Origin of the sequence: Geminicoccus sp. (assembly GCF_035556675.1) — a bacterium.
GTDB lineage: Bacteria > Pseudomonadota > Alphaproteobacteria > Geminicoccales > Geminicoccaceae > Geminicoccus.
This window is the reverse complement of record NZ_DATMFZ010000297.1, coordinates 16042-34938: the sequence shown is the minus strand read 5'-3', so window position 1 is coordinate 34938 and position 18897 is coordinate 16042. Positions and strand designations below refer to the sequence as shown.

The window sequence follows — 18897 nt, the reverse complement described above, 5'->3', positions numbered from 1 at the left end:
TGATGCTAGCGCTGTTGCTGTTCCAGGTTGCGTCGATTCCATCTGCCTAAGCGGCAGATGAAGCAAGAATGGACGCGTGTTATGCAGATTCCAGGGAAGAGGCTGTGTATAATCTAGGTCTCTCCAGCAACAGGCAAAATTTTTTTTATGGGATTGCTTCGAGGTAAAGTGGAGCCGCTCGACGAGAGTGCCTGGGACAAAATCAAGCAATGTGCCGCTAATGCTAACGAAGAAGCATCGAAAGATTATTTGGAAAACAATCCTATATTTCAATGCTTAATGAAGCTTTGACGTTGCTGCGGCATGAAATCGCAGTTCTTCTTGTGGGATGATGTGGATCGAGAGGCTTGGACACATTCTTGGCTATGGACTCGGCGTGCTTGGGTGTTTCAGTAGGAACTGGCGAAAATCACAGTCATGGCTCAAGTCGTCAGTAACCAATTTCAAGCCGTATGCATCAGATCATTTTAGATTTATTTGGATCCATACCTGGTATTAGTGAGACGGCTGGCGCACTCGGTCGGGGTGAAGGTAGCGAGCAGATGGCCGATGGTGCTCCGGAGGGTCTCGCGGGTCCGGCGGCGGCCTGACGCAGGAGCGTCTTGAGCTTGGCGAAGACCTGCTCGATCGGGTTGAGGTCGGGCGAGTAGGGCGGCAGGTAGAGGAGGCTGGCGCCGGCAGCCGCAAATCAAGATCTGTCGGCGCCCTGTCGAAAGAGGTGGCCGGGCGCCCCACGTGATGAGCCAGAGGGCCAGGTGGGTGGACAAGTTCCTACGGATGGCTTGAACCCGCCGCTCTCGGGATGGCAATCTGCCTTAGCCCCATCCGTCTCGAGGTCTCGCTCTCTGCTGTCCGTTTATCACTATCACCAACCTTCATCGTCGTCTGAAGGTCCGCAAAGCCTCCTGCGGATCGCCGGTATCCGCCGCGCCCGGGATCTGCCATCTTCCGCCGCCGGCCGCCCATGGATCAGAGCCGCATGACCGAGCACGCCCGCCTCCTGATCTACAGCCACGACAGCTTCGGCCTGGGCCACCTGCGGCGCTGCCGGACCATCGCGCACCATCTGGTCGAACGATTCAAGGACCTGTCGGTCCTGATCCTGTCCGGCTCGCCGATCATCGGTAGCTTCGACTTCAAGACCCGCGTCGACTTCATCCGCATCCCCGGCGTCATCAAGCTGCGCAACGGCGACTATACACCGCTGGGGCTGCACATCGACCTGGAGAAGACGCTGGAGATGCGCCGCTCGATCATCGAGCATGCCGCGGCGATCTTCGACCCCGACGTGTTCCTGGTCGACAAGGAGCCGCTGGGCCTGCGCGGTGAGGTCGAGCACACCCTGCGTCTGCTGAAGGAGCGGGGTACCAGGCTGGTGCTGGGCCTGCGCGACGTGATGGACGACCCGGCCAGCCTGGAGGAGGAGTGGCGGCGCAAGAACGTGCTGCCGGCCCTGCGCTCGCTCTATGACGAGATCTGGGTGTACGGGACGCCGGAGATGAGCGACCCGCTGGGCCAGCACCACGACTGGGCCGGGCTGGCCGCCAAGACCCGCTTCACCGGCTACCTGCGCCGCCACGTCTCCGAGACCGCGGGCCTGGAGCCGGCCATCGAGCTGCCGGACCGGCCCTATATTCTGGTCACCACCGGCGGCGGCGGCGACGGCGAGGAACTGATCGACTGGGTGCTCTCCGCCTACGAGGCCGACCCCGGCCTGCCGCATCCGGCCGTCGTGCTGCTCGGGCCCTTCATGCATCGCGAGCGGCGCGCGGCCTTCCTGGAGCGCGCCCAGCACCTGCCCGATGTGACCATGCTGACCTTCGCGGCGCGCACCGAGCCGCTGTTCGACCGGGCGCTCGGCGTGGTCGCGATGGGCGGCTACAACACGTTCTGCGAGATCCTGTCCTTCGGCAAGCCGGCACTGGTGGTGCCGCGCACCCGGCCGCGGCTGGAGCAGGCGATCCGCGCCGAACGCGCTGAGCAGCTGGGCCTGTTGCGTATGCTGCCCGACGATGGGCGGCGGGATCCCGCGACCATGGCTGCCTGCCTCCACGCCCTGCCGGGCTGGCCGGCACCGGGCGGTGCCAGGATCAGCGGGATGCTGGACGGCCTGCCGCAGATCGAGGAGTTCATGCGCCCCTGGTTGGAGCGCGACCCGATCGTCCACAGCCTGACGGCCCGCCGCAGCGCCTGATCGGCGCGGCCCTGCCAGCGCATGCTGGCCGGGCCGCGCCGTGTGGCTCTACGTTCCGCATGGCCTTCCCGGCCGATCCACCCGTTCGCACGACCGAGACCCGTCCTGCCCAAGATCGCCGTCGTCCTGAAGGGCTGGCCCCGCCTGTCCGAAACCTTCGTCGCCCAGGAACTGCTGGGGCTGGAGCGGTGCGGCTTCGATCTGGCGATCGTGTCGCTGCGCCATCCGACCGATCCCGCGGTCCACGATCTTCACGAGGCGGTCCGGGCTCCGGTGCGCTACCTGCCGGAATATCTGGAGGACGAGCCTGCCCGTGTGGCCGCTGCGGTGCGGGCGGCCACGCTTCTGCCGGGCTATCCCCTGGCGCTGCGCCGCTACCTCGCCGACTATCGCCGCGATCCCACCGAGAACCGGGTGCGCCGCTTCGGCCAGGCCTGCGTGCTGGCGACCGAGCAGGAGCCGGACACGGAACTGCTCTACGCCCACTTCCTGCACACGCCTGCCTCGGTCGCGCGCTATGCAGCACTCATGCGCGACCTGCCGTTCGCCGTGTCGGCCCATGCCAAGGACATCTGGACCACGCCCGCCTGGGACAAGGCGGAGAAGCTGGCAGAGGCGCGGTTCTGCGCCACCTGCACCGAGGCCGGCGCTCGCCATCTCCAGGCCCTGGCCCCGCCGGGCCGGGTCCATCTGGTCCATCACGGCGTCGATCCCCGCCGGTTCGCGCCGCCCGCCGAGCGGCCGCCGCGCGACGGCAGCGATCCCGGCGACCCGGTGCGGCTGCTCACGATCGCGCGCGCGGTGCCGAAGAAGGGCCTGTTCCTGCTCCTGGACGCCCTGGCAGGGCTGCCGCCAGGGCTCCACTGGCAGCTGGAGCATGTGGGCGGCGGGCCGCTCCTGCCGGAACTCGTCGCCCGTGTGCGGTCGCTGGGCCTGGGCCGGCGCGTGAGCTTCGCCGGCCCACAGCCGGCGGCCAGGGTGCGGGAAGCCTATGCCCGAGCCGACCTGTTCGTGCTGCCGGTCCGGGTCGCGGAGGACGGTGATCGCGACGGGCTGCCCAATGTGGTGGTGGAAGCGGCCGCCTGCGGCCTGCCGGTCCTGTCCACGCACGCCGCCTCGGTGGCCGAGCTGGTCAAAGATGGCGTGAACGGCCGGCTCGTGCCTCCGGACGACCCGAAAGCGCTGGCCGCAGCACTTGCGGAACTGCTGGTCAGCCCGGAACTGCGCCAAGCCTACGGGCGTACAGCCCGCGGCGACGCAGTCGTCGGGTTTGACTCCCGGCGTGGTATCGAGCGTATTGCGGGGCTACTGGATGCAGCGCTGGGCGAAGGAAACTCCTATGCCGGCGCCGCCGCCAGCGAGCGCGGAAGGGAACCACGTTGAGGATCGCGTTCTACGCGCCGATGAAGCCACCAGACCATCCGGTCCCTTCCGGCGATCGGCGCATGAGCCGCGGCTTCATCCGGGTCCTGGAGCGGCTCGGTCACGAGGTCCGCGTGGTATGCCGGCTGCGCAGCTATGACCGCTCGGGCGACCAGCTCCACCAGCTCCGTCTGGCTCACGCCGCGGCCGGCCTCGCCAACCGCCTGTCCCTGCGCCTGGCGCGGGACTGGCTGCCGGACCTCTGGTTCACCTATCACTGCTACCACAAGGCACCCGACCTGATCGGCCCGACCGTGTCGGAGCGGCTGGGCGTGCCCTATGTGGTGGCCGAGCCCTCCTTTGCCCGGCGGCGCGGCGAAGGTAGCTGGGCCGTCGGCCATGCCGGCTCCATCCGCGCCCTGTCGCGTGCCGACCTGCTCTTGCCGATGACCAAGGTCGACCTGCGCGGCATGCATGCCGCCGGCTCGCGGATCAAGGGCGTGGTGCGCCGCTTGCCGCCGTTCATCGACACGGTGCCGTTCCGCCAGGCGAACGCCCGGCGCTTTGCCCATCGCAGCGAGGTGGCCCAGGCTTTCGGGCTCGATCCGGGCGCGGTGTGGTTGGTCACCGTGGCGATGATGCGCGACGACGATGCCAAGCGCAGTTCCTATCTCCAGCTGGCCGACGCGCTGTCCCGGCTGACCGCCTGGCCGTGGCAGCTCCTGGTGGTGGGCGACGGCCCGGCTGCCCCCCGGATCCGCGCGGCATTCGCGCAGTTCGAACCCGAGCGCGTCCGGTTCGCGGGTGCGCTGCCCGAAGAACGGCTGCCCCCCATCTATGCCGCCTCGGATATGTTCGTCTGGCCGGCGCTGAACGAGGCCTACGGCGTCGTGTTCCTGGAAGCGCAGGCAGCCGGCCTGCCGGTGGTGGCCGGGCGCGGCACCGGGGTCGCCGACGTGGTCCTGCACCGCCGCACCGGCCTGCTCGCCACCGGCGGCGATGCCGTCTCGTTCGCGAACAGCATGATGATCCTCCTGGACGAGCCGGAGCGCCGCGCCAGCATGGGCCAGGCCGGCATCCGCCATGTCGAGCGGATCCACAGCGAGGCGGCTGCCGCCCATGCGCTGGATACCGCGCTCGATCTGGCGGTGGCGCGCCGGGTGCGCCGCGAGGAAACCGGCGAGCGGTGACGCTGCTGCTGATTCGCCACGGGCCGACACGCTGGAACGAGCAGCGCCGCCTGCAGGGTCGCGCGGATATTCCCCTCTCGGAGGCGGGTGCCCGGCAGGTCGCGGGCTGGCGGTTGCCCGGGCGGTTTCATGGCCTGCCGGTCAAGACCAGCCCGCTCCTGCGCGCGACCGCGACCGCGGCCCTGCTGGGCCTGGCCGCCGCCGTGGAGCCGGACCTGGTCGAGCTCGACTGGGGCGGCTGGGAAGGGCGCTCTCTGGCCGAACTGCGGCTGGGCGATCCGCGGGAAGTGGCCAGACGCGAGGCGCTGGGCCTGGATTTTCGCGCTCCGGGCGGTGAATCCTATCGGGAGGCGGCGGTGCGCGTGGCGCCCCATCTGGAGGGGGCCAAGGTCGTGATCGGCCATCGCGGCCTGATGCTGGCGGCGCTGGCGGTCCGCACCGGCTGGACGATGCAGGGCCCGCCGCCGGTCGAGTTCGGCCATGCGGACGCGATCCTGATCGAGAACGGCACGGTCGGCATCGTGCCCCTGGCAGCGCCGGCCGCGGCATGAGCGTCCTGATCTGGACCCAGCATCTGCTCGGCACCGGCCATCTGCGCCGGGCACTGGCAGTGGCCGCCGCCCTGGCGCGTCAGGGTGTCACGACCGTCCTAGCCAGCGGCGGGCCGCCCACCAAGTTCGCCTGCCCGCCAGGGGTTCGCTTCGTCCAGCTCGATCCGGTGAGTGCGGGCGCGGACTTCCGCGACCTGCGCGACGCTGCCGGCCGGCCGTGGGGCGAAGCCGGCCGCACCGCGCGCAAGGAAGCGCTGCTGGCCCTGGTCCGCCAGGTCCGGCCGCGCGTCCTGGTCACCGAGATGTTCCCGTTCGGCCGCCGGGCGTTCCGCGAGGAACTGCTGCCGGCGATCGACCTGGTCCACAGCAGTGGCGGCCGCGTGGCCTGCTCGCTGCGCGACGTGCTGGTCGAGAAGGCCCGGCCGGAAAAGTCCGCCGCGATGCGCGACCTGGCGCTGGCCTGCTACGACCGGATCCTGGTCCATGGCGACCCGGCTTTCCTGCCGTTGGGCGCCTCCTTTCCCCTTGCCGGCGAGCTGGCCCCACTGCTCCGATATACCGGCTTCGTCTTGGACCGGCCGGTCCGGCCTGCTCCCGTGCGCCGCGGCATCCTGGTGTCGGCCGGGGGCGGGCGGGTCGGCGGCCAGTTGCTCAAGGCCGCCGCTGTCTGCCGGATCGACGGGGCGCTGGCCGGGGAGCCCTGGCAGCTCGTGGGCGGTGCGGCGCTGAAGGATGCGGAGCGGGAAAGGCTCGCTGCCCTGCGCGGGCAGTCCGGCCGGGTCGATGCCCATCTGCCCGACCTGCCCGAGCGGCTTGCCCATTGTCGCGTATCCGTCTCCCAGGCCGGCTACAACACGGTCGCCGAGGCGCTGATGGCGGCGGCACCGATGGTGCTGGTCCCCTATGCCGCCGGCGGCGAGACCGAGCAGTGGCGCCGGGCCGCCCGGCTGGCGGAGCTCGGCCGGGCGGTGCTGCTGGACGAGGCCGGCCTCACGCCCGGGCAGCTGGCCCTGGCGATCGCGCATGCCGCCGAGCAGGATGTCGCGATCAGCCGAGCCTGGTCGTTCGATGGTGCCGCGGCGAGTGCCGGGCTGATCCTGGAGCTGCTGCGGTGACCTTCTGGTGGCGTGACGACGATGCGGCGGCGGACGATCCGCGCCTGGAGCGGCTGCTCGCCATCGCTGAAGCGCGCGCCGTACCGATCGCCCTCGCGGTGGTGCCCGAACGGCTGGAGGCGGCGGCGGTCCGCCGGATCCTGGCCTGCCCGTGGGCGCAGGTGCTCCAGCACGGCCTGGCCCATGAGGACCATCGCAGCCAGGACGGGCGCAAATGCGAGCTGGTCGACCGGCTGGACCTGGACCGGCGGCTGGTGGCCGCGAGGATCATGCTGGCCGAACGGTTCGGCGACCGGTTCGTGCCGGTGCTGGTGCCCCCCTGGAACCGGATCGAGCCAGGCCTGCGCGCCCGCCTGCCGGAACTGGGCTTCATCGGCCTGTCGACCTTCGCCGGCCGCCGCCAGCCGCCAGCCGTGCCGGAACTGTGCCAGCGCGACACCCATGTCGACGTGATCCGCTGGCAGGAGGAGCGCCGCCACCTGGACGCGGCCGAGATCGTCGCAGCGCTCGATGCGGCAGCCGGACGGCACACCGGGCCCCTCGGCCTGCTCAGCCATCATCTCGTGACGGAGGATGCCGGCTTCGTGGCTCTCGACCGGGCGATCGGTCTCATCCAAGATCGGGCGGACGCGACGTTTCGCGCCAGTGACACGCTATTTCAGGGGCCAGCGGCGGCGTGACCACCCCACTGCTCGAGGTCGACGACCTGTTCGTGAGCTTCCTGGCCGACGAGGGGCGGGTGGAGGCGGTGCGCGGCGCATCGTTCGTGGTGCCGCGCCACCAGACCGTGGCCCTGGTGGGGGAGAGCGGCTCCGGCAAGACCGTGATCTCCCAGGCGATCCTGGGCATCCTGCCGGAGCGGGCGCGGATCGAGCGGGGTGCGATGCGCTTTCTCCTCGACGGGAAGGTCGTCGACCTGGCCGGCCTCGCCCAGGACAGCGCGCAGCGCCGCGCCCTGCGCGGCCAGCGGATCTCGATGATCTTCCAGGAGCCGATGAGCTCGCTCTCGCCCCTGCACCGGATCGGCAACCAGATCGACGAGGTGCTGACCCTGCACGAGGGGCTGGATGCCGGGGCTGCCCGGGCGCGGACCAAGGAGATGCTGCGCCTGGTGGGCTTTCCCGATCCCGACCGGGCCTATGCCGCCTATCCGTTCGAGCTGTCGGGCGGACTGCGCCAGCGCGCGGTGATCGCCATGGCGCTGGTGTGCCGCCCAGATCTGGTGATCGCGGACGAGCCCACCACCGCGCTCGACGTGACCGTCCAGGCCCAGGTCCTCAAGCTGCTGAAGGACCTGCAGGCCGAGCTCGGCATGTCGATCCTGTTCATCACCCACGACCTGGGCGTGGTCGCCAACATCGCCGACGAGGTGGTGGTGCTCTATCGCGGCAAGGTGGTGGAGCGGGGCTCGACACGCGAACTGCTGACCCATCCGCAGCATCCCTATCTCAGGGGCCTGATCGGCGCGGTGCCGCGGCTGACCACCGACCGTTCGGTGCGGCTCAAAGGGCTGCGGGCGATCGATGTCGGCCAGGCGCAGGCCCTGCACCGGCCGGCCAGTCGCGGCGGCCCCGCCCGGGGTGCGCCGCTCCTGGAGGTGCAGGGGCTCAACAAGCGCTTTCTGGCCCGCAAGGGCGGACCGTTCAGCGGCGCCTGGCTGGAGATCGTCGCCGCGGACGATGTCAGCTTCACCATCAACAAGGGCGAGAGCTTCGCGCTGGTGGGCGAGAGCGGGTCGGGCAAGACCACGGTCAGCAAGATGATCATGCGTGGGCTCACCCCGGACAGCGGCAAGATCATCTTCCATGGTGAGCAGGGTGCCGTCGACGTCGCCACGCTCGACCGGGCCGGGCTGCGTCGGTTTCGCCGCAACGTCCAGTACGTGTTCCAGGACCCCTACAGCTCGCTCGACCCGCGCATGACCGTGCTCGACATCGTGGCCGAGCCGCTGGTGATCCACGGCATCGGCACCGCCAAGGAGCGCGAGGCGCGCGCCCGGCAGCTCCTGGAGGCGGTGGGCCTGGACGGCAATCGCCACCTGCGCCGCTACCCGCACAGCTTTTCCGGCGGGCAGCGCCAGCGCATCGGCATCGCCCGGGCTTTGGCGCTGCAGCCCGACCTGCTCCTGTGCGACGAGCCGGTCTCGGCCCTGGACGTCTCGGTGCAGGCCCAGGTCCTGAACCTCCTGCGCGACCTGCAGCAGGCCCTGGACCTCACCTACCTGTTCGTCGCCCACGACCTGGCGGTGGTCCGCTACGTGGCCGACCGGATCGCGGTGATGAGCGGCGGGCGGATCGTCGAGATCGCCACGACCGACCAGCTGTTCGCCAACCCGCGCCATCCCTATACCCGCGCGCTGCTGGCCGCCGTGCCCGAGCCGGATCCCGACCGCACGCTGGACCTGGGCGCCCTGCTCGCCGGCGGCTCGGGCCGGCCGTCCGGCTGGCCGGCACCATTCACCGTAGGCGAGCGGCCGACCCGTCTGATCGAGGTGGAACCGGGCCATCAGGTCCGGATGCTGCCCGAGCAGCCGAAGGTCGCCGCCTGAGCACGATTTGATCAAGTCATTGCCGTACCGGGGAGCACCCCTGCCATGATTACCCGCCGGACCCTGATCGAGACCGCCGCCCTTGCCGCCGGCTGCAGCTTCCTGCCGCGGCGGAGCGCGGTCGCGGCCGACGGCGGACCACCCGAGGTGCCGCTGGTGGTGGAGGTCGAGCAGCCGGGGCAGCAGGGCGGTACGCTGCGCACGCTGATCGGGCGGGCACGCGACACGCGGCTGCTCACCGTCTACGGCTATGCCCGGCTGGTGGGCTACGACCTGAATTACCAGCTGGTGCCCGACCTCCTGGAGGCATTCGAGGTCGAGGAGGGGCGGATCTTCACCTTCCGCCTGCGCCGGGGCCATCGCTGGTCGGACGGCCAGCCGTTCACCTCGGAGGATTTCCGGTTCTACTGGGAGGACGTCGCCAACAACGAGACGCTGATGCCCACTGGTCCGGACGTCCAGATGGTCATGGACGGCGAGCCGCCCGAGGTGAGCTATCCCGACGAGCTGACCGTCCGCTATGCCTGGAAGCAGCCCAACCCGTTCTTCCTGCCGGCACTCGCGGCGGCGGCGCCGATCTATCTCTATCGGCCGGCCCACTACCTCAAGCCGTTCCACGAGAAATACGCGAAGCCCGACGAGCTCGCCCGGCAGATCGCCAAGACCAAGTCGCGCGACTGGGGCGACCTGTTCGGCCGCAAGGACCGCATCAGCAAGATCGACAATCCGGAGATGCCGGACGTCCAGCCCTGGGTGCTGCAGACCCCGCCGCCATCGGAGCGCTTCGTCGCGGTGCGCAACCGGTACTTCCACCGGGTCGACCAGAACGGTGTGCAGCTCCCCTATGTCGACCAGGTGGTCATGGAGGTGGTCGACAGCAAGCTGATCCCGATCAAGACCGGGGCAGGGGAGACCGACCTGCAGGCGCGCGGCCTGTTCTTCAAGGACTATACCTTCCTGAAGGAGAGCGAGGAGCGCAACGGCCTGGTGACCCGGCTGTGGAAGCAGGCGAGCGGCGCGCATCTGGCACTGTTCCCGAACCTGCATGCCGCCGACCCGGTCTGGCGGGCGATGTTCCGCGAGGTGCGCTTCCGCAAGGCGCTGGCCATCGGGATCGACCGCGAGGCGATCAACCAGTTCCTGTTCTTCGGCCTGGCGGTGCCGTCCAACAACACGGTGATGCCGGAAAGCCCGCTGTGGCGCGATGAGCTCGGCACGGCCAACACCGGCTTCGATATCGGCAAGGCGAACGAACTGCTCGACGAGCTGGGGCTGAAGATGGGGCCGGCCGGCTTCCGCAAGCTCCCCGACGGCCGCGACCTGCGCCTGGTGGTCGAGACTGCGGGCGAGGACAGCGAGCAGAGCGACGTCCTGGAGCTGGTCGCGACCAACTGGCGGGAGATCGGCTTCGGCATCGACGTGAAGCCGTCCCAGCGGGACGTGCTGCGCAACCGGGTCTTCTCGGGCGAAGCGCTCATGACGATCTGGTACGGCGTGGAGAACGGCATCCCGCAGCCGGACTACCCGCCGGTCGAGTTCGTGCCCACCGCCCAGGACCAGGCGCAGTGGCCGAAATGGGGCCAGTACATGGAGACCAAGGGCATGGCCGGCGAGAAGCCGGACCTGCCCGAGGCCCAGGCCCTGATGAAGCTGTTCGAGGACTGGCGCTTTGCCGAGGACGAGCAGGCCCAGGCGGCCATCTGGCTGCAGATCCTGGAGAACCATGCCGCCAATGTCTGGACGATCGGCCTGATCGGCGGGGTGATGCAGCCGGTGGCCGCGCGGCCAGGCCTGATGAACCTTCCGGCGGAAGGCATCTACAATTGGGAGCCCGGCGCCCATTTCGGGATCTACCGGCCGGACAGCTGGTGGCTGAAGCAGGGCTGACCGACCGTCCGCAAACGTCCTGGCCGATCGCGTGTGGCGCCACAGCATGATCCGGCTCATGACGGCGTGGGTCACCGTCGCCCGGGTCTAGGGTGGCCGCTCCTGGCCCCGGGCACGCCGGGCGTGCTCCTTCTCCAGCCGTGTTCCATATCGGGCCGGTGCAGGCTCAAGCCGCGCACATTCCGCGTCGCCTGGAGCCGGAAACGACATAATTGAGCGGGCATGGCACGCTCCTGCCATGACATGCCTGATCGACCTGCAAGCGGGCCACCGGCACTTTGACGACAGTTGGCCACAAATGGGCTTCCGATGAGCCCGGGAAGCTGCCGGACCAGGGCTGGTTCCGGAACTCCGTTAAGTTGCCTTAATGTCACTTCTTGATTGTTAATTTTCCGGAAGTATTGGCAGGAGCCTGTTGATATTGACTGGGCCCCTGATGCGCGTTCATTGTCCTCGTGTACGGGTGTCGGCAAGCCATAAGAAATCAACACCGTCCGTGCGATCGGTGTTGCCGAGGGCAACAAAAATGAATCTGGCGGTCGTTGCACGAAGGGTCGTTCTCTGGGGAGTGGTGCTGCTTTGTCCGGCCGCGCCGGTACTGGCATCCGACAACCCTGGACCACCGTTCGAGCGGACCGAGGCGCGCGAGGCCTGCCGATCCTATGAAAGGCTGCGGCAGCCGTTCTTCGGCGAGACCCACCTGCACACCAGCTTTTCCTTCGACGCCTATGTCTATTCCGTCCGCAGCGATCCGAATGCCGCCTATGCGTTCGCCAAGGGCGCCCCGGTGAAGCTGCCGGCTGCCTCCGCCAAGGGCGGCCGGCCGCAGACCAGGACGGCGCAGCTGGCCCGCCCGCTCGACTTCGCCGCGGTCACCGACCATGCGGAACTGTTCGGGGAGATGCAGCTCTGCACCCGCTCGACGCGCGGCACCCCGATCCGGAGCGCGTTCGAGTGCCGGCAGATGATCACGGGCCAGATCGTCCCCGGGAAGTTCAACCCGGATGCCGTCGTGCTCGAATGGGCCCTCAACCCGCTGCTGCGGCCGAACAAGGCGGGGCCGCTCCAGCCGCTATGCTCCCGGCCCGGCGTCGACTGCGAGCGGTCCGCCGTCTCGATCTGGCAGGCGATCCAGGATGCTGCCGAGGCCCATTACGACCGCAGCTCGGATTGCAGGTTCACGACCTTCGTGGGCTACGAGTACACGGCGCAGCCGGGCTACGCCAACATGCACCGCAACGTGATCTTCCGGAACGACAAGGTCATCGCGAGCCCGATCAGCAACGTCACCACCAACGGCCCCCATCCGACCCTGCTGTGGGAAAAGCTCCGGCAGAACTGCCTGGAAGGGATGGCCGGCTGCGACGTGCTCACCATCCCGCACAACGCCAACGTTTCCGGCGGGCTGATGTTTCCCGATCCCGCCAACGCGGCCGAGGCGCGTGAGCGCGCCTTCTTCGAGCCGCTCACCGAGATCATCCAGCACAAGGGCGCCTCTGAGTGCCGCTGGGACCGTCTGTCCGGCACGGGCGTGCAGACCACCGACGAGCAGTGCACCTTCGAGCAGCTCCTGACCGACAAGCTCAACACCAGCGCTCCGGCCGTGCCGATCGACGAGTTCCCGACCCGCAACTTCGTACGCAACGTGCTGAAGGACGGGCTGGCGCTGGCGCCGGAATACGAGGGCACCAACCCGTTCAAGTACGGCCTGATCGGCAGCACCGACAGCCATAACGCCGATCCCGGCAACACGGTCGAATCGAGCTTCCAGGGCCATGGCGGCACCGAGGATGCCCCGGTGGCGCCGCTGGTCGACCATATCCGGACCTCGCCCGGCGGCCTGGCCGTGGTCTGGGCGGAAGAGAACTCGCGCGATTCGATCTTCGCCGCGATGCGCCGCAAGGAAGCCTATGGCACCAGCGGCACCCGGCCGGTGGTCCGCTTCTTTGGCGGCTGGGACTATCAGGTGGAAGGCCGGCCGCTCTGCCGGCAGCGCGACCAGATCGAGGTCGCCTATGCGCAGGGCGTGCCGATGGGCGCCGACCTGCCGCCGCTGAAGAAGAACGCAAAGCCGCGCTTCCTGGTCTCGGCGATGCGCGACCCGGACAGCGCCTCCCTGCAGCGCATCCAGATGATCAAGGGCTGGGTCGATGCGAAGGGCCAGACCCACGAGCGCGTGATGGACATCGCCGGCAGCCCGACCGCCCGTCCATCGGGGGTGGACACCCGGACCTGCAAGCCGTTGCCCGGCGGATTCAACGGCCTTTGCACGGTGTGGGAGGACAGCAGCTTCGATCCGACGCAGCCGGCCTTCTATTATGCGCGCGTCCTGGAGAATCCGACCTGCCGCTGGAGTACGCTGCAGTGCAAGTCGGCCGGGGTCGATCCGTTCGCCAAGCCCAAGCTATGCCAGCAGCAGGCCCGTGCCGCCAATGCCAAGGCGCAGGCCAGGGGGGAGATCGCCGCTGGTGAGACGCCGTTCGACAATTGCTGCCTGACCGAGAACAACGACCCGTTCATGGAGCGGACCATCCAGGAGCGGGCGTGGACGTCGCCGATCTGGTACACACCGGTCGCCACGCCATGAAAGCTCCACCGCGTGTGCTGGCGCGGCTCGGTCGGGCACCGCTGTTGCATTTTTGCGTGATCGGCGGGCTTTTGTACCTGGCCGATGCAGCATGGCAGCAGCAGGAGGTGGATGCAGCCGCGTCGGCCCCGGTTGAACGGATCGTCTTCTCCGCCCGTCAGGTCGAGCAGCTCCGGCAGGACATGACCATGCAGTATGGCTTTCCGCCGAGCCCGGAGGACTTGCAGGCCGCCGTCGACGCGGCCGTGGACGACGAGGTGCTTTATCGGCAGGCGCTGGCTATCGGGCTCGATCGGGACAATGAGAGCGTGCGCCAGCGCCTGATCCAGATTGGCGGCTTCGTCGCCGAGGATCCGGACATGGACGAGGAGGCCCTGTACCAGGCTGCGTTGGGGCTGGGCCTTCATCATTCAGATCTCGTGGTGCGCCGGCAGCTCGCGACGACCATGCGGCTGGTGGCCGAGAACGTCCCGCTGGCCGACGAGGTCCCGCCCGATCAGGCCGCGCTCCAGGCCTATCTGGAGCAGCACGCGGAGGCATTCACCACGCCTGCCCGGGTGAGCCTGACCCATGTCTATCTGAGCGCGGACGAACGCGGTGCGGCGGCCGAAGCGGACGCGAGGCGGCTGTTGGGCGAGCTTCGCGACCGCCACGTCACGCCCGACCGATCGGACGCGTTCGGCGATCCCTTCCTGCTGGGCTACCGGTTCCAGCGACAAACGCACGACGCCATCGGGCAGATGCTGGGCGGATCCTTCGTTCAGTCGATGGCAGGCATGGCGCCCGGCGAATGGGCGGGCCCGGTCCGCTCCGCCTATGGCTGGCACCTGATCTGGATCGAGGCGGTCGAGCCGGCGGAGTTGCCGCCTCTGGCCCAGATCGAAGGGCCGTTGCGTGCAGCGATCTTGGCCGAGCGCCGGGAGCAACGCATGCAGGATTCGATGGAGCAGATGCGTGCGGAGTACCTGATCGAGATCGAGACTACGCAAAGCGCTGCCGACCACATGCAGGCCGGCGAGGCTGCCGGTGGCTAGAACATGCCTGTTCATCCTGGCTCTGCTCACCTGGGGCATCCTGATCGGCGTCACCGGCGCCCGTGCCCACCCGATGGGCCCCTCCCTGCTCGAGATCGTCGAGCATGAGCCAGGACAGGCGGAGGTGCGCTGGAAGACTCCGGTGGTGAAGGTTCTGGGCGAGGAACTGCGGCCGGTGCTGCCGGAGCACTGCCAGTCGATCGGCGATCCCGGGACGGAGACGGTCGGGATCGCGGTCGTTCAGCGCTGGGAGATTGCGTGTCGTGAGTCCCTGGAGGGCAGCCTCATCGAAGTGAGTGGGGTCGCGGCAAGCAAGGCCAGCGTCGTCGTGCGGGTGGCCCTGGCGGACGGGCGCGTGCTGAGCGGCGTGCTCAACCCCGATCAGCCGGCCTTCGCCGTGCCGGCGCGTCAATCGATGCTCGACGTGGCGAAAAGCTACTCTCTGTTCGGCTTCCACCATATTCTGGGTGGCTTGGACCACCTCGTGTTCGTGCTGGGCCTGATGCTGCTGGCAGCGAACGGGCGTCAGCTCATCGCAACCGTCACGTCATTCACGGCGGGGCACAGCGTAACCCTGTCGCTGGCCGTCCTGGGCTTTGTCGACTTCCCGCCGGCACCGGTCGAGATGCTGATCGCGGTCAGCATCCTGTTCTTGGCGCTGGAGGTCGTCCGTGGCAACGACGGGTCCCCGACCCTGATGCGGCGCTTTCCCTGGATGCTGGCATTCGGGTTCGGCCTTCTGCACGGGCTGGGCTTCGCCGGGGCCCTCTCGGAGATCGGCCTGCCCACCGGGGAGATTCCCCTGGCACTGCTGTCCTTCAACCTCGGCATCGAGGTGGGCCAGCTGGTCTTTTGTGGCCTGCTTGTCGCCGGCTACCTCATGTTCCGGAGGTTGCTGCGTCTCCCCGGCCTCGGATCGGGCCAGGCAATCGCCGCCTATGGCATCGGCTCGCTCAGCGTGTTCTGGGTCCTGGAGCGCGTAGCTGCAGTCCTATAGAGAACCGCCCGATCCGCAGCCTCCCTGCGGATGCCAACTGGTGCGCCGTCAACCATGAACAAGATCGGCGCAAGACCATCGATGACCACCGGGATGACCGCGATCCACTGCTTCACCGGTGTATCTACAGTGACTCCGGAGGAACATGACGGGTGCGAAACGAACCCGGGAATGCCGCACTCCGTCTGCCCTCTGCCGGCCGTCAGCCTGCCAGCATCGTCGCCACCAGCTCGCGCAGCTCCTCCTCGGTGAAGTGCCGGCAGTTCGCCTGGAGCATCGGCAGGTTCTCCGGGGCCAGGGTGGTGGCGAACAGCTCGTCGGCCCGCTCCGGACCCAGTCCCACGTCGGCCAGGTCCCGGCCGACCTCGACCTCGTCCAGCAGCCGGTCGTAGGTTGCGACCAAATCCTTGGGCAGGACACCCATCGCTGCCGCCACCTCGGCATGGGCGCGCGGCGCCGCCTCCTGGTTGGCCTCCAGGGCCGCCGCCAGCGCCAGGGCCACGGCCCGGCCGTGATGGACATGGGCGAGCGAGCCCATGGCGTGGCCCAGCGCATGGGCGATACCGGTGCCGGCATTGTCGATGGCGCTGCCGGCCAGCGCTGCCGCCACCAGCATCCCGCCGCGCGCGTCGAGGTTGCCGGGCTCGTCGAGTGCCGTGCCGAGATGGCGGGCGACCAGGCGGATGGCATGTAGGGCCGAGGCCGACACCAGCGGATTGGCCCGCCGGTTGGTGGCCGCCTCGATGGCATGGACCAGGGCGTCCAGCCCGGTCCAGGCGGTGAGCTGCTGCGGCAGGGTCACCGACAGGACCGGGTCGAGCACGGCCAGTGCCGGGCGCAGCTCCTCGCCCCAGGCCCAGACCTTGTGGCCATGGCTGTTGGTGAACACCGCCGTCCGGGTGACCTCGGCACCGGTGCCGGCCGTGGTCGGCAGGGCGATGATCGGCAGAGGGCGGGCCGGAAGCGGCGTCGCGCACAGCGCATAGGCATCCAGCGGCGCCTCGCCCAGGACCATCACGGCGGCGAGCTTGCCGGCGTCGATCGCCGAGCCGCCGCCGACCGCGATGACCAGCTGCGCGCGGGCAGACCGACCGGCAGCGGCCGCCGCCTCGACTCGCGCGACGTCGGGGTCGCCGGTGATCTCTGCGTACATCACGGCCTGATGGCCGGCCATCGCCAGGCGCTCGCGCATCGCGACCACCCGGTCCAGCGTGGCGATCGCCCGGTCCGCGACCAGCAGGATCCGGGCGGCGGGGCCGACCAGGGCCGTGACGTCGTCGGCCAGGGCCAGGGCCCGGTCCTCGCCATAGGCGATGGGGGTTCCCCGCTCGAGCCCGAAGCTGGTCGCCATGCAATGCTCTCCGCCACCACCTGCCTCCCGTGCTATCCGGGCGACGTGAGGCGCCGCAAGGGACATGGTGGGAGCAACCCTGGATGAAAATCGCCAAGATCGAGCTTTCGCATCACGCGATCGATCTGGACCCGCCCTTCCGGGCCTCCTGGGACCCGGTGCCCCGACGCCGCTTCGTGGTCGATCTGGTCCGCGTCACCACCGAGAGTGGCCTGACCGGGGTGGGGGCCGGCGACCCGATGCCCGGCCTGCGCGGCAACGAGCAGCTGTTCATCGGCAAGGACGCGCGTGCGCTCGGCCGGCATTACAAGATCATCGACAACCTGTCCTTCTTCTATGGCCGGCTCTGGCCGCTCGACATCGCCCTTTGGGACCTGTTCGGCCAGATCACCGGCCAGCCGGTCTGGCGCCTCTTGGGCGGCACGTCCGGCCGGGTGCCCTGCTATGCGTCGTCGGGCACGCTGCGCGAGCCGAAGGCGATGGCGGCGCAGGCGGAAGCGTTCGCGGAGCGCGGCTTTCGCTGGATGAAGATCCGCTTCCACGAACGGGACTGGCACCGCGACGTGGCCAAGATCGAGGCCATCCGTGCCGCGGTGGGCGGCAGCATGGAGCTGATGGTCGACTGCAACCAGGGCTGGCGGATGCCCTGGGACGCCAGCCCGTCCTGGACGCTCAAGGATGCGCTCGCCGTGGCGCGGGCGCTGGAGCCGCTCGGCGTGTTCTGGCTGGAGGAGCCGCTGCACCGCGCCGATATCGCCGGCATGAAGGCGCTGCGCGACGCCACGCCGATCCGGATCGCCGGCGGCGAGCTCGCCCGCGACATGGAGAGCATGCGCAGCTGGATCCGGGAGGGCTGCGTCGACGTCCTGCAGACCGATGCGGTGTGCGGCGGGGGCATCTCCGGCCTGAGCGAGCTGTTCCGTGAGGCGCGCGCCGCCGGGATCGCCTTCACGCCGCACACCTGGGGCAACGGCATCGGCCTGCTCGCCAACGCCCATCTGGTGGCGGGCCTGGGGCCGATGCTGCCGCTGGAATTCCCTTATGACCCGCCGGAATGGACCACCGCCAGGCGCGACCACGGCCTGGTGGCACCCGTGGAGGCGGATGCGGATGGCTGCATCGAGCTGGGTGAGGCGCCGGGCCTGGGCGTGCAGCTCGACGAGGCGGCGCTGGCGGCGACGAGGATCGGCTGATGCACACGGGGCGGATCGCCGAACTGTGGACCTACCCGGTCAAGGGCTGCCGCGGCATCCCGCTGGAGGTGGCTACGGTCGAGCCGATGGGACTGGCCCATGACCGGCGCTGGATGGTGGTGCGGCCGAGCGGCCGGTTTCTCACCCAGCGCGAACTCCCCGCACTGGCACGGGTCGGTACCGCGCTCGAGGACGGCCGGCTCGTGCTCGTCCTGGACGGGCAGCGCCACCCGGTCCTACCGGCCGATCGCGACGACGAGCGGCTGGACGTCACGGTCTGGGGCCAGCAACTGCCGGCGATCCCCCAATCCCCGGTGACGGACCGGCTGCTTTCCGAATTTCTCGGCCGTGCCGTGCGTCTGGTCCGCTTCGCGCCCGAGGCGTTGCGCCCCTGCGATCCCGCCATATCGCCGCCAGGTGCCCGCACCGGCTTTGCCGACGGCTTCCCGCTGCTCCTGGCCAGCACCTCCTCCCTGGCACGGCTCAATGACCATCTCGCCGAAGCAGGGGCGGAGCCCGTGCCGATGGCGCGCTTCCGCCCGAACCTGGTCGTGAACGGCCTGCCGCCCTGGGCGGAGGACGAGGCACCCTGGCTGTGCGCCGGAACGACGGTCTTCCGGCTGGTCAGCCCCTGCGAGCGCTGCATCGTGACCACGACGGATCAGGCCAGCGGCGAGCGACTGGGCGAGGAGCCGCTGCGCACCCTGCGTCGCATGCACTCGGATAACGCCGGGCACCCGCTGTTCGGCTGGAACCTGGTGCCGATCCTGGGCGACGAGCCCGCTCCCCGCCTGCGAATCGGCGATCTGCTCACCCTTGCGCCGGGTCCACACGCTTAAGCTCGGTTGAAAAGGGGGGTAATTATCCCTTGCTTCGCGGGGACCCTGA

At 69.2% G+C, this 18897-nt stretch carries 14 protein-coding genes and 1 pseudogene; 13 read left to right on the top strand and 2 right to left on the bottom strand.

What is annotated here, in order from left to right:
* Nucleotides 1–473 precede the first annotated feature (473 nt).
* Nucleotides 474–682 (bottom strand): annotated as a pseudogene (locus tag VNS22_RS20715) (transposase); the annotation flags it as partial.
* 297 nt (nucleotides 683–979) lie between these two features.
* Between VNS22_RS20715 and VNS22_RS20710 the strand changes: the two are divergent.
* The 11 genes from VNS22_RS20710 to VNS22_RS20660 all read left to right on the top strand — a co-directional run bounded on the left by VNS22_RS20710 (nucleotide 980) and on the right by VNS22_RS20660 (nucleotide 15465).
* Nucleotides 980–2194, top strand: coding sequence for a glycosyltransferase family protein (locus tag VNS22_RS20710; protein ID WP_325735815.1), 1215 nt, complete (start codon nucleotides 980–982; stop codon nucleotides 2192–2194).
* A 105-nt stretch (nucleotides 2195–2299) separates the two neighbouring features.
* Nucleotides 2300–3577 carry a glycosyltransferase family 4 protein gene (locus VNS22_RS20705; protein WP_414653405.1) on the top strand — a complete coding sequence of 426 codons (1278 nt, stop codon included), beginning with the start codon at nucleotides 2300–2302 and terminating at the stop codon, nucleotides 3575–3577.
* A 62-nt stretch (nucleotides 3578–3639) separates the two neighbouring features.
* Entirely contained in the window at nucleotides 3640–4746 is a 1107-nt protein-coding gene (locus VNS22_RS20700; RefSeq protein ID WP_325735811.1) for a glycosyltransferase family 4 protein, read from the top strand.
* Entirely contained in the window at nucleotides 4743–5297 is a 555-nt protein-coding gene (locus VNS22_RS20695; RefSeq protein WP_325735807.1) for a histidine phosphatase family protein, read from the top strand. The genes VNS22_RS20700 and VNS22_RS20695 overlap by 4 nt, the downstream gene beginning before the upstream one ends.
* Entirely contained in the window at nucleotides 5294–6412 is a 1119-nt protein-coding gene (locus VNS22_RS20690) for a glycosyltransferase family protein (RefSeq protein ID WP_325735805.1), read from the top strand. Before VNS22_RS20695 ends, VNS22_RS20690 begins: the two co-directional genes overlap by 4 nt.
* Nucleotides 6409–7092 (top strand): hypothetical protein, encoded by a 684-nt coding sequence (locus tag VNS22_RS20685; protein ID WP_325735803.1) that lies wholly within the window; start codon nucleotides 6409–6411, stop codon nucleotides 7090–7092. Before VNS22_RS20690 ends, VNS22_RS20685 begins: the two co-directional genes overlap by 4 nt.
* A complete protein-coding gene (locus VNS22_RS20680; RefSeq protein WP_325735800.1) occupies nucleotides 7089–8960 on the top strand; it encodes an ABC transporter ATP-binding protein in 1872 nt (623 codons plus the stop codon). The genes VNS22_RS20685 and VNS22_RS20680 overlap by 4 nt, the downstream gene beginning before the upstream one ends.
* Nucleotides 8961–9005: 45 nt before the next feature.
* Nucleotides 9006–10847 carry an ABC transporter substrate-binding protein gene (locus VNS22_RS20675; RefSeq protein WP_325735798.1) on the top strand — a complete coding sequence of 614 codons (1842 nt, stop codon included), beginning with the start codon at nucleotides 9006–9008 and terminating at the stop codon, nucleotides 10845–10847.
* 526 nt (nucleotides 10848–11373) lie between these two features.
* Entirely contained in the window at nucleotides 11374–13434 is a 2061-nt protein-coding gene (locus VNS22_RS20670; protein WP_325735796.1) for a DUF3604 domain-containing protein, read from the top strand.
* Nucleotides 13392–14468 carry a peptidyl-prolyl cis-trans isomerase gene (locus VNS22_RS20665; protein ID WP_325735794.1) on the top strand — a complete coding sequence of 359 codons (1077 nt, stop codon included), beginning with the start codon at nucleotides 13392–13394 and terminating at the stop codon, nucleotides 14466–14468. Before VNS22_RS20670 ends, VNS22_RS20665 begins: the two co-directional genes overlap by 43 nt.
* A gap of 142 nt (nucleotides 14469–14610) precedes the next feature.
* A complete protein-coding gene (locus tag VNS22_RS20660) occupies nucleotides 14611–15465 on the top strand; it encodes a HupE/UreJ family protein (RefSeq protein WP_325735792.1) in 855 nt (284 codons plus the stop codon).
* Between the two features lie 202 nt (nucleotides 15466–15667).
* On the opposite strand, the gene VNS22_RS20655 is transcribed toward VNS22_RS20660, so the two are convergent.
* Nucleotides 15668–16816: an iron-containing alcohol dehydrogenase gene (locus VNS22_RS20655; protein ID WP_325735790.1), complete on the bottom strand. Its 1149-nt coding sequence runs from the start codon at nucleotides 16814–16816 to the stop codon at nucleotides 15668–15670.
* A gap of 83 nt (nucleotides 16817–16899) precedes the next feature.
* Between VNS22_RS20655 and VNS22_RS20650 the strand changes: the two genes are divergently transcribed.
* Complete coding sequence (locus VNS22_RS20650; RefSeq protein ID WP_325735788.1) at nucleotides 16900–18009, top strand: mandelate racemase/muconate lactonizing enzyme family protein; 1110 nt, start codon at nucleotides 16900–16902, stop codon at nucleotides 18007–18009.
* Nucleotides 18009–18848: an MOSC domain-containing protein gene (locus tag VNS22_RS20645; protein ID WP_325735786.1), complete on the top strand. Its 840-nt coding sequence runs from the start codon at nucleotides 18009–18011 to the stop codon at nucleotides 18846–18848. Before VNS22_RS20650 ends, VNS22_RS20645 begins: the two co-directional genes overlap by 1 nt.
* Nucleotides 18849–18897 lie beyond the last annotated feature (49 nt).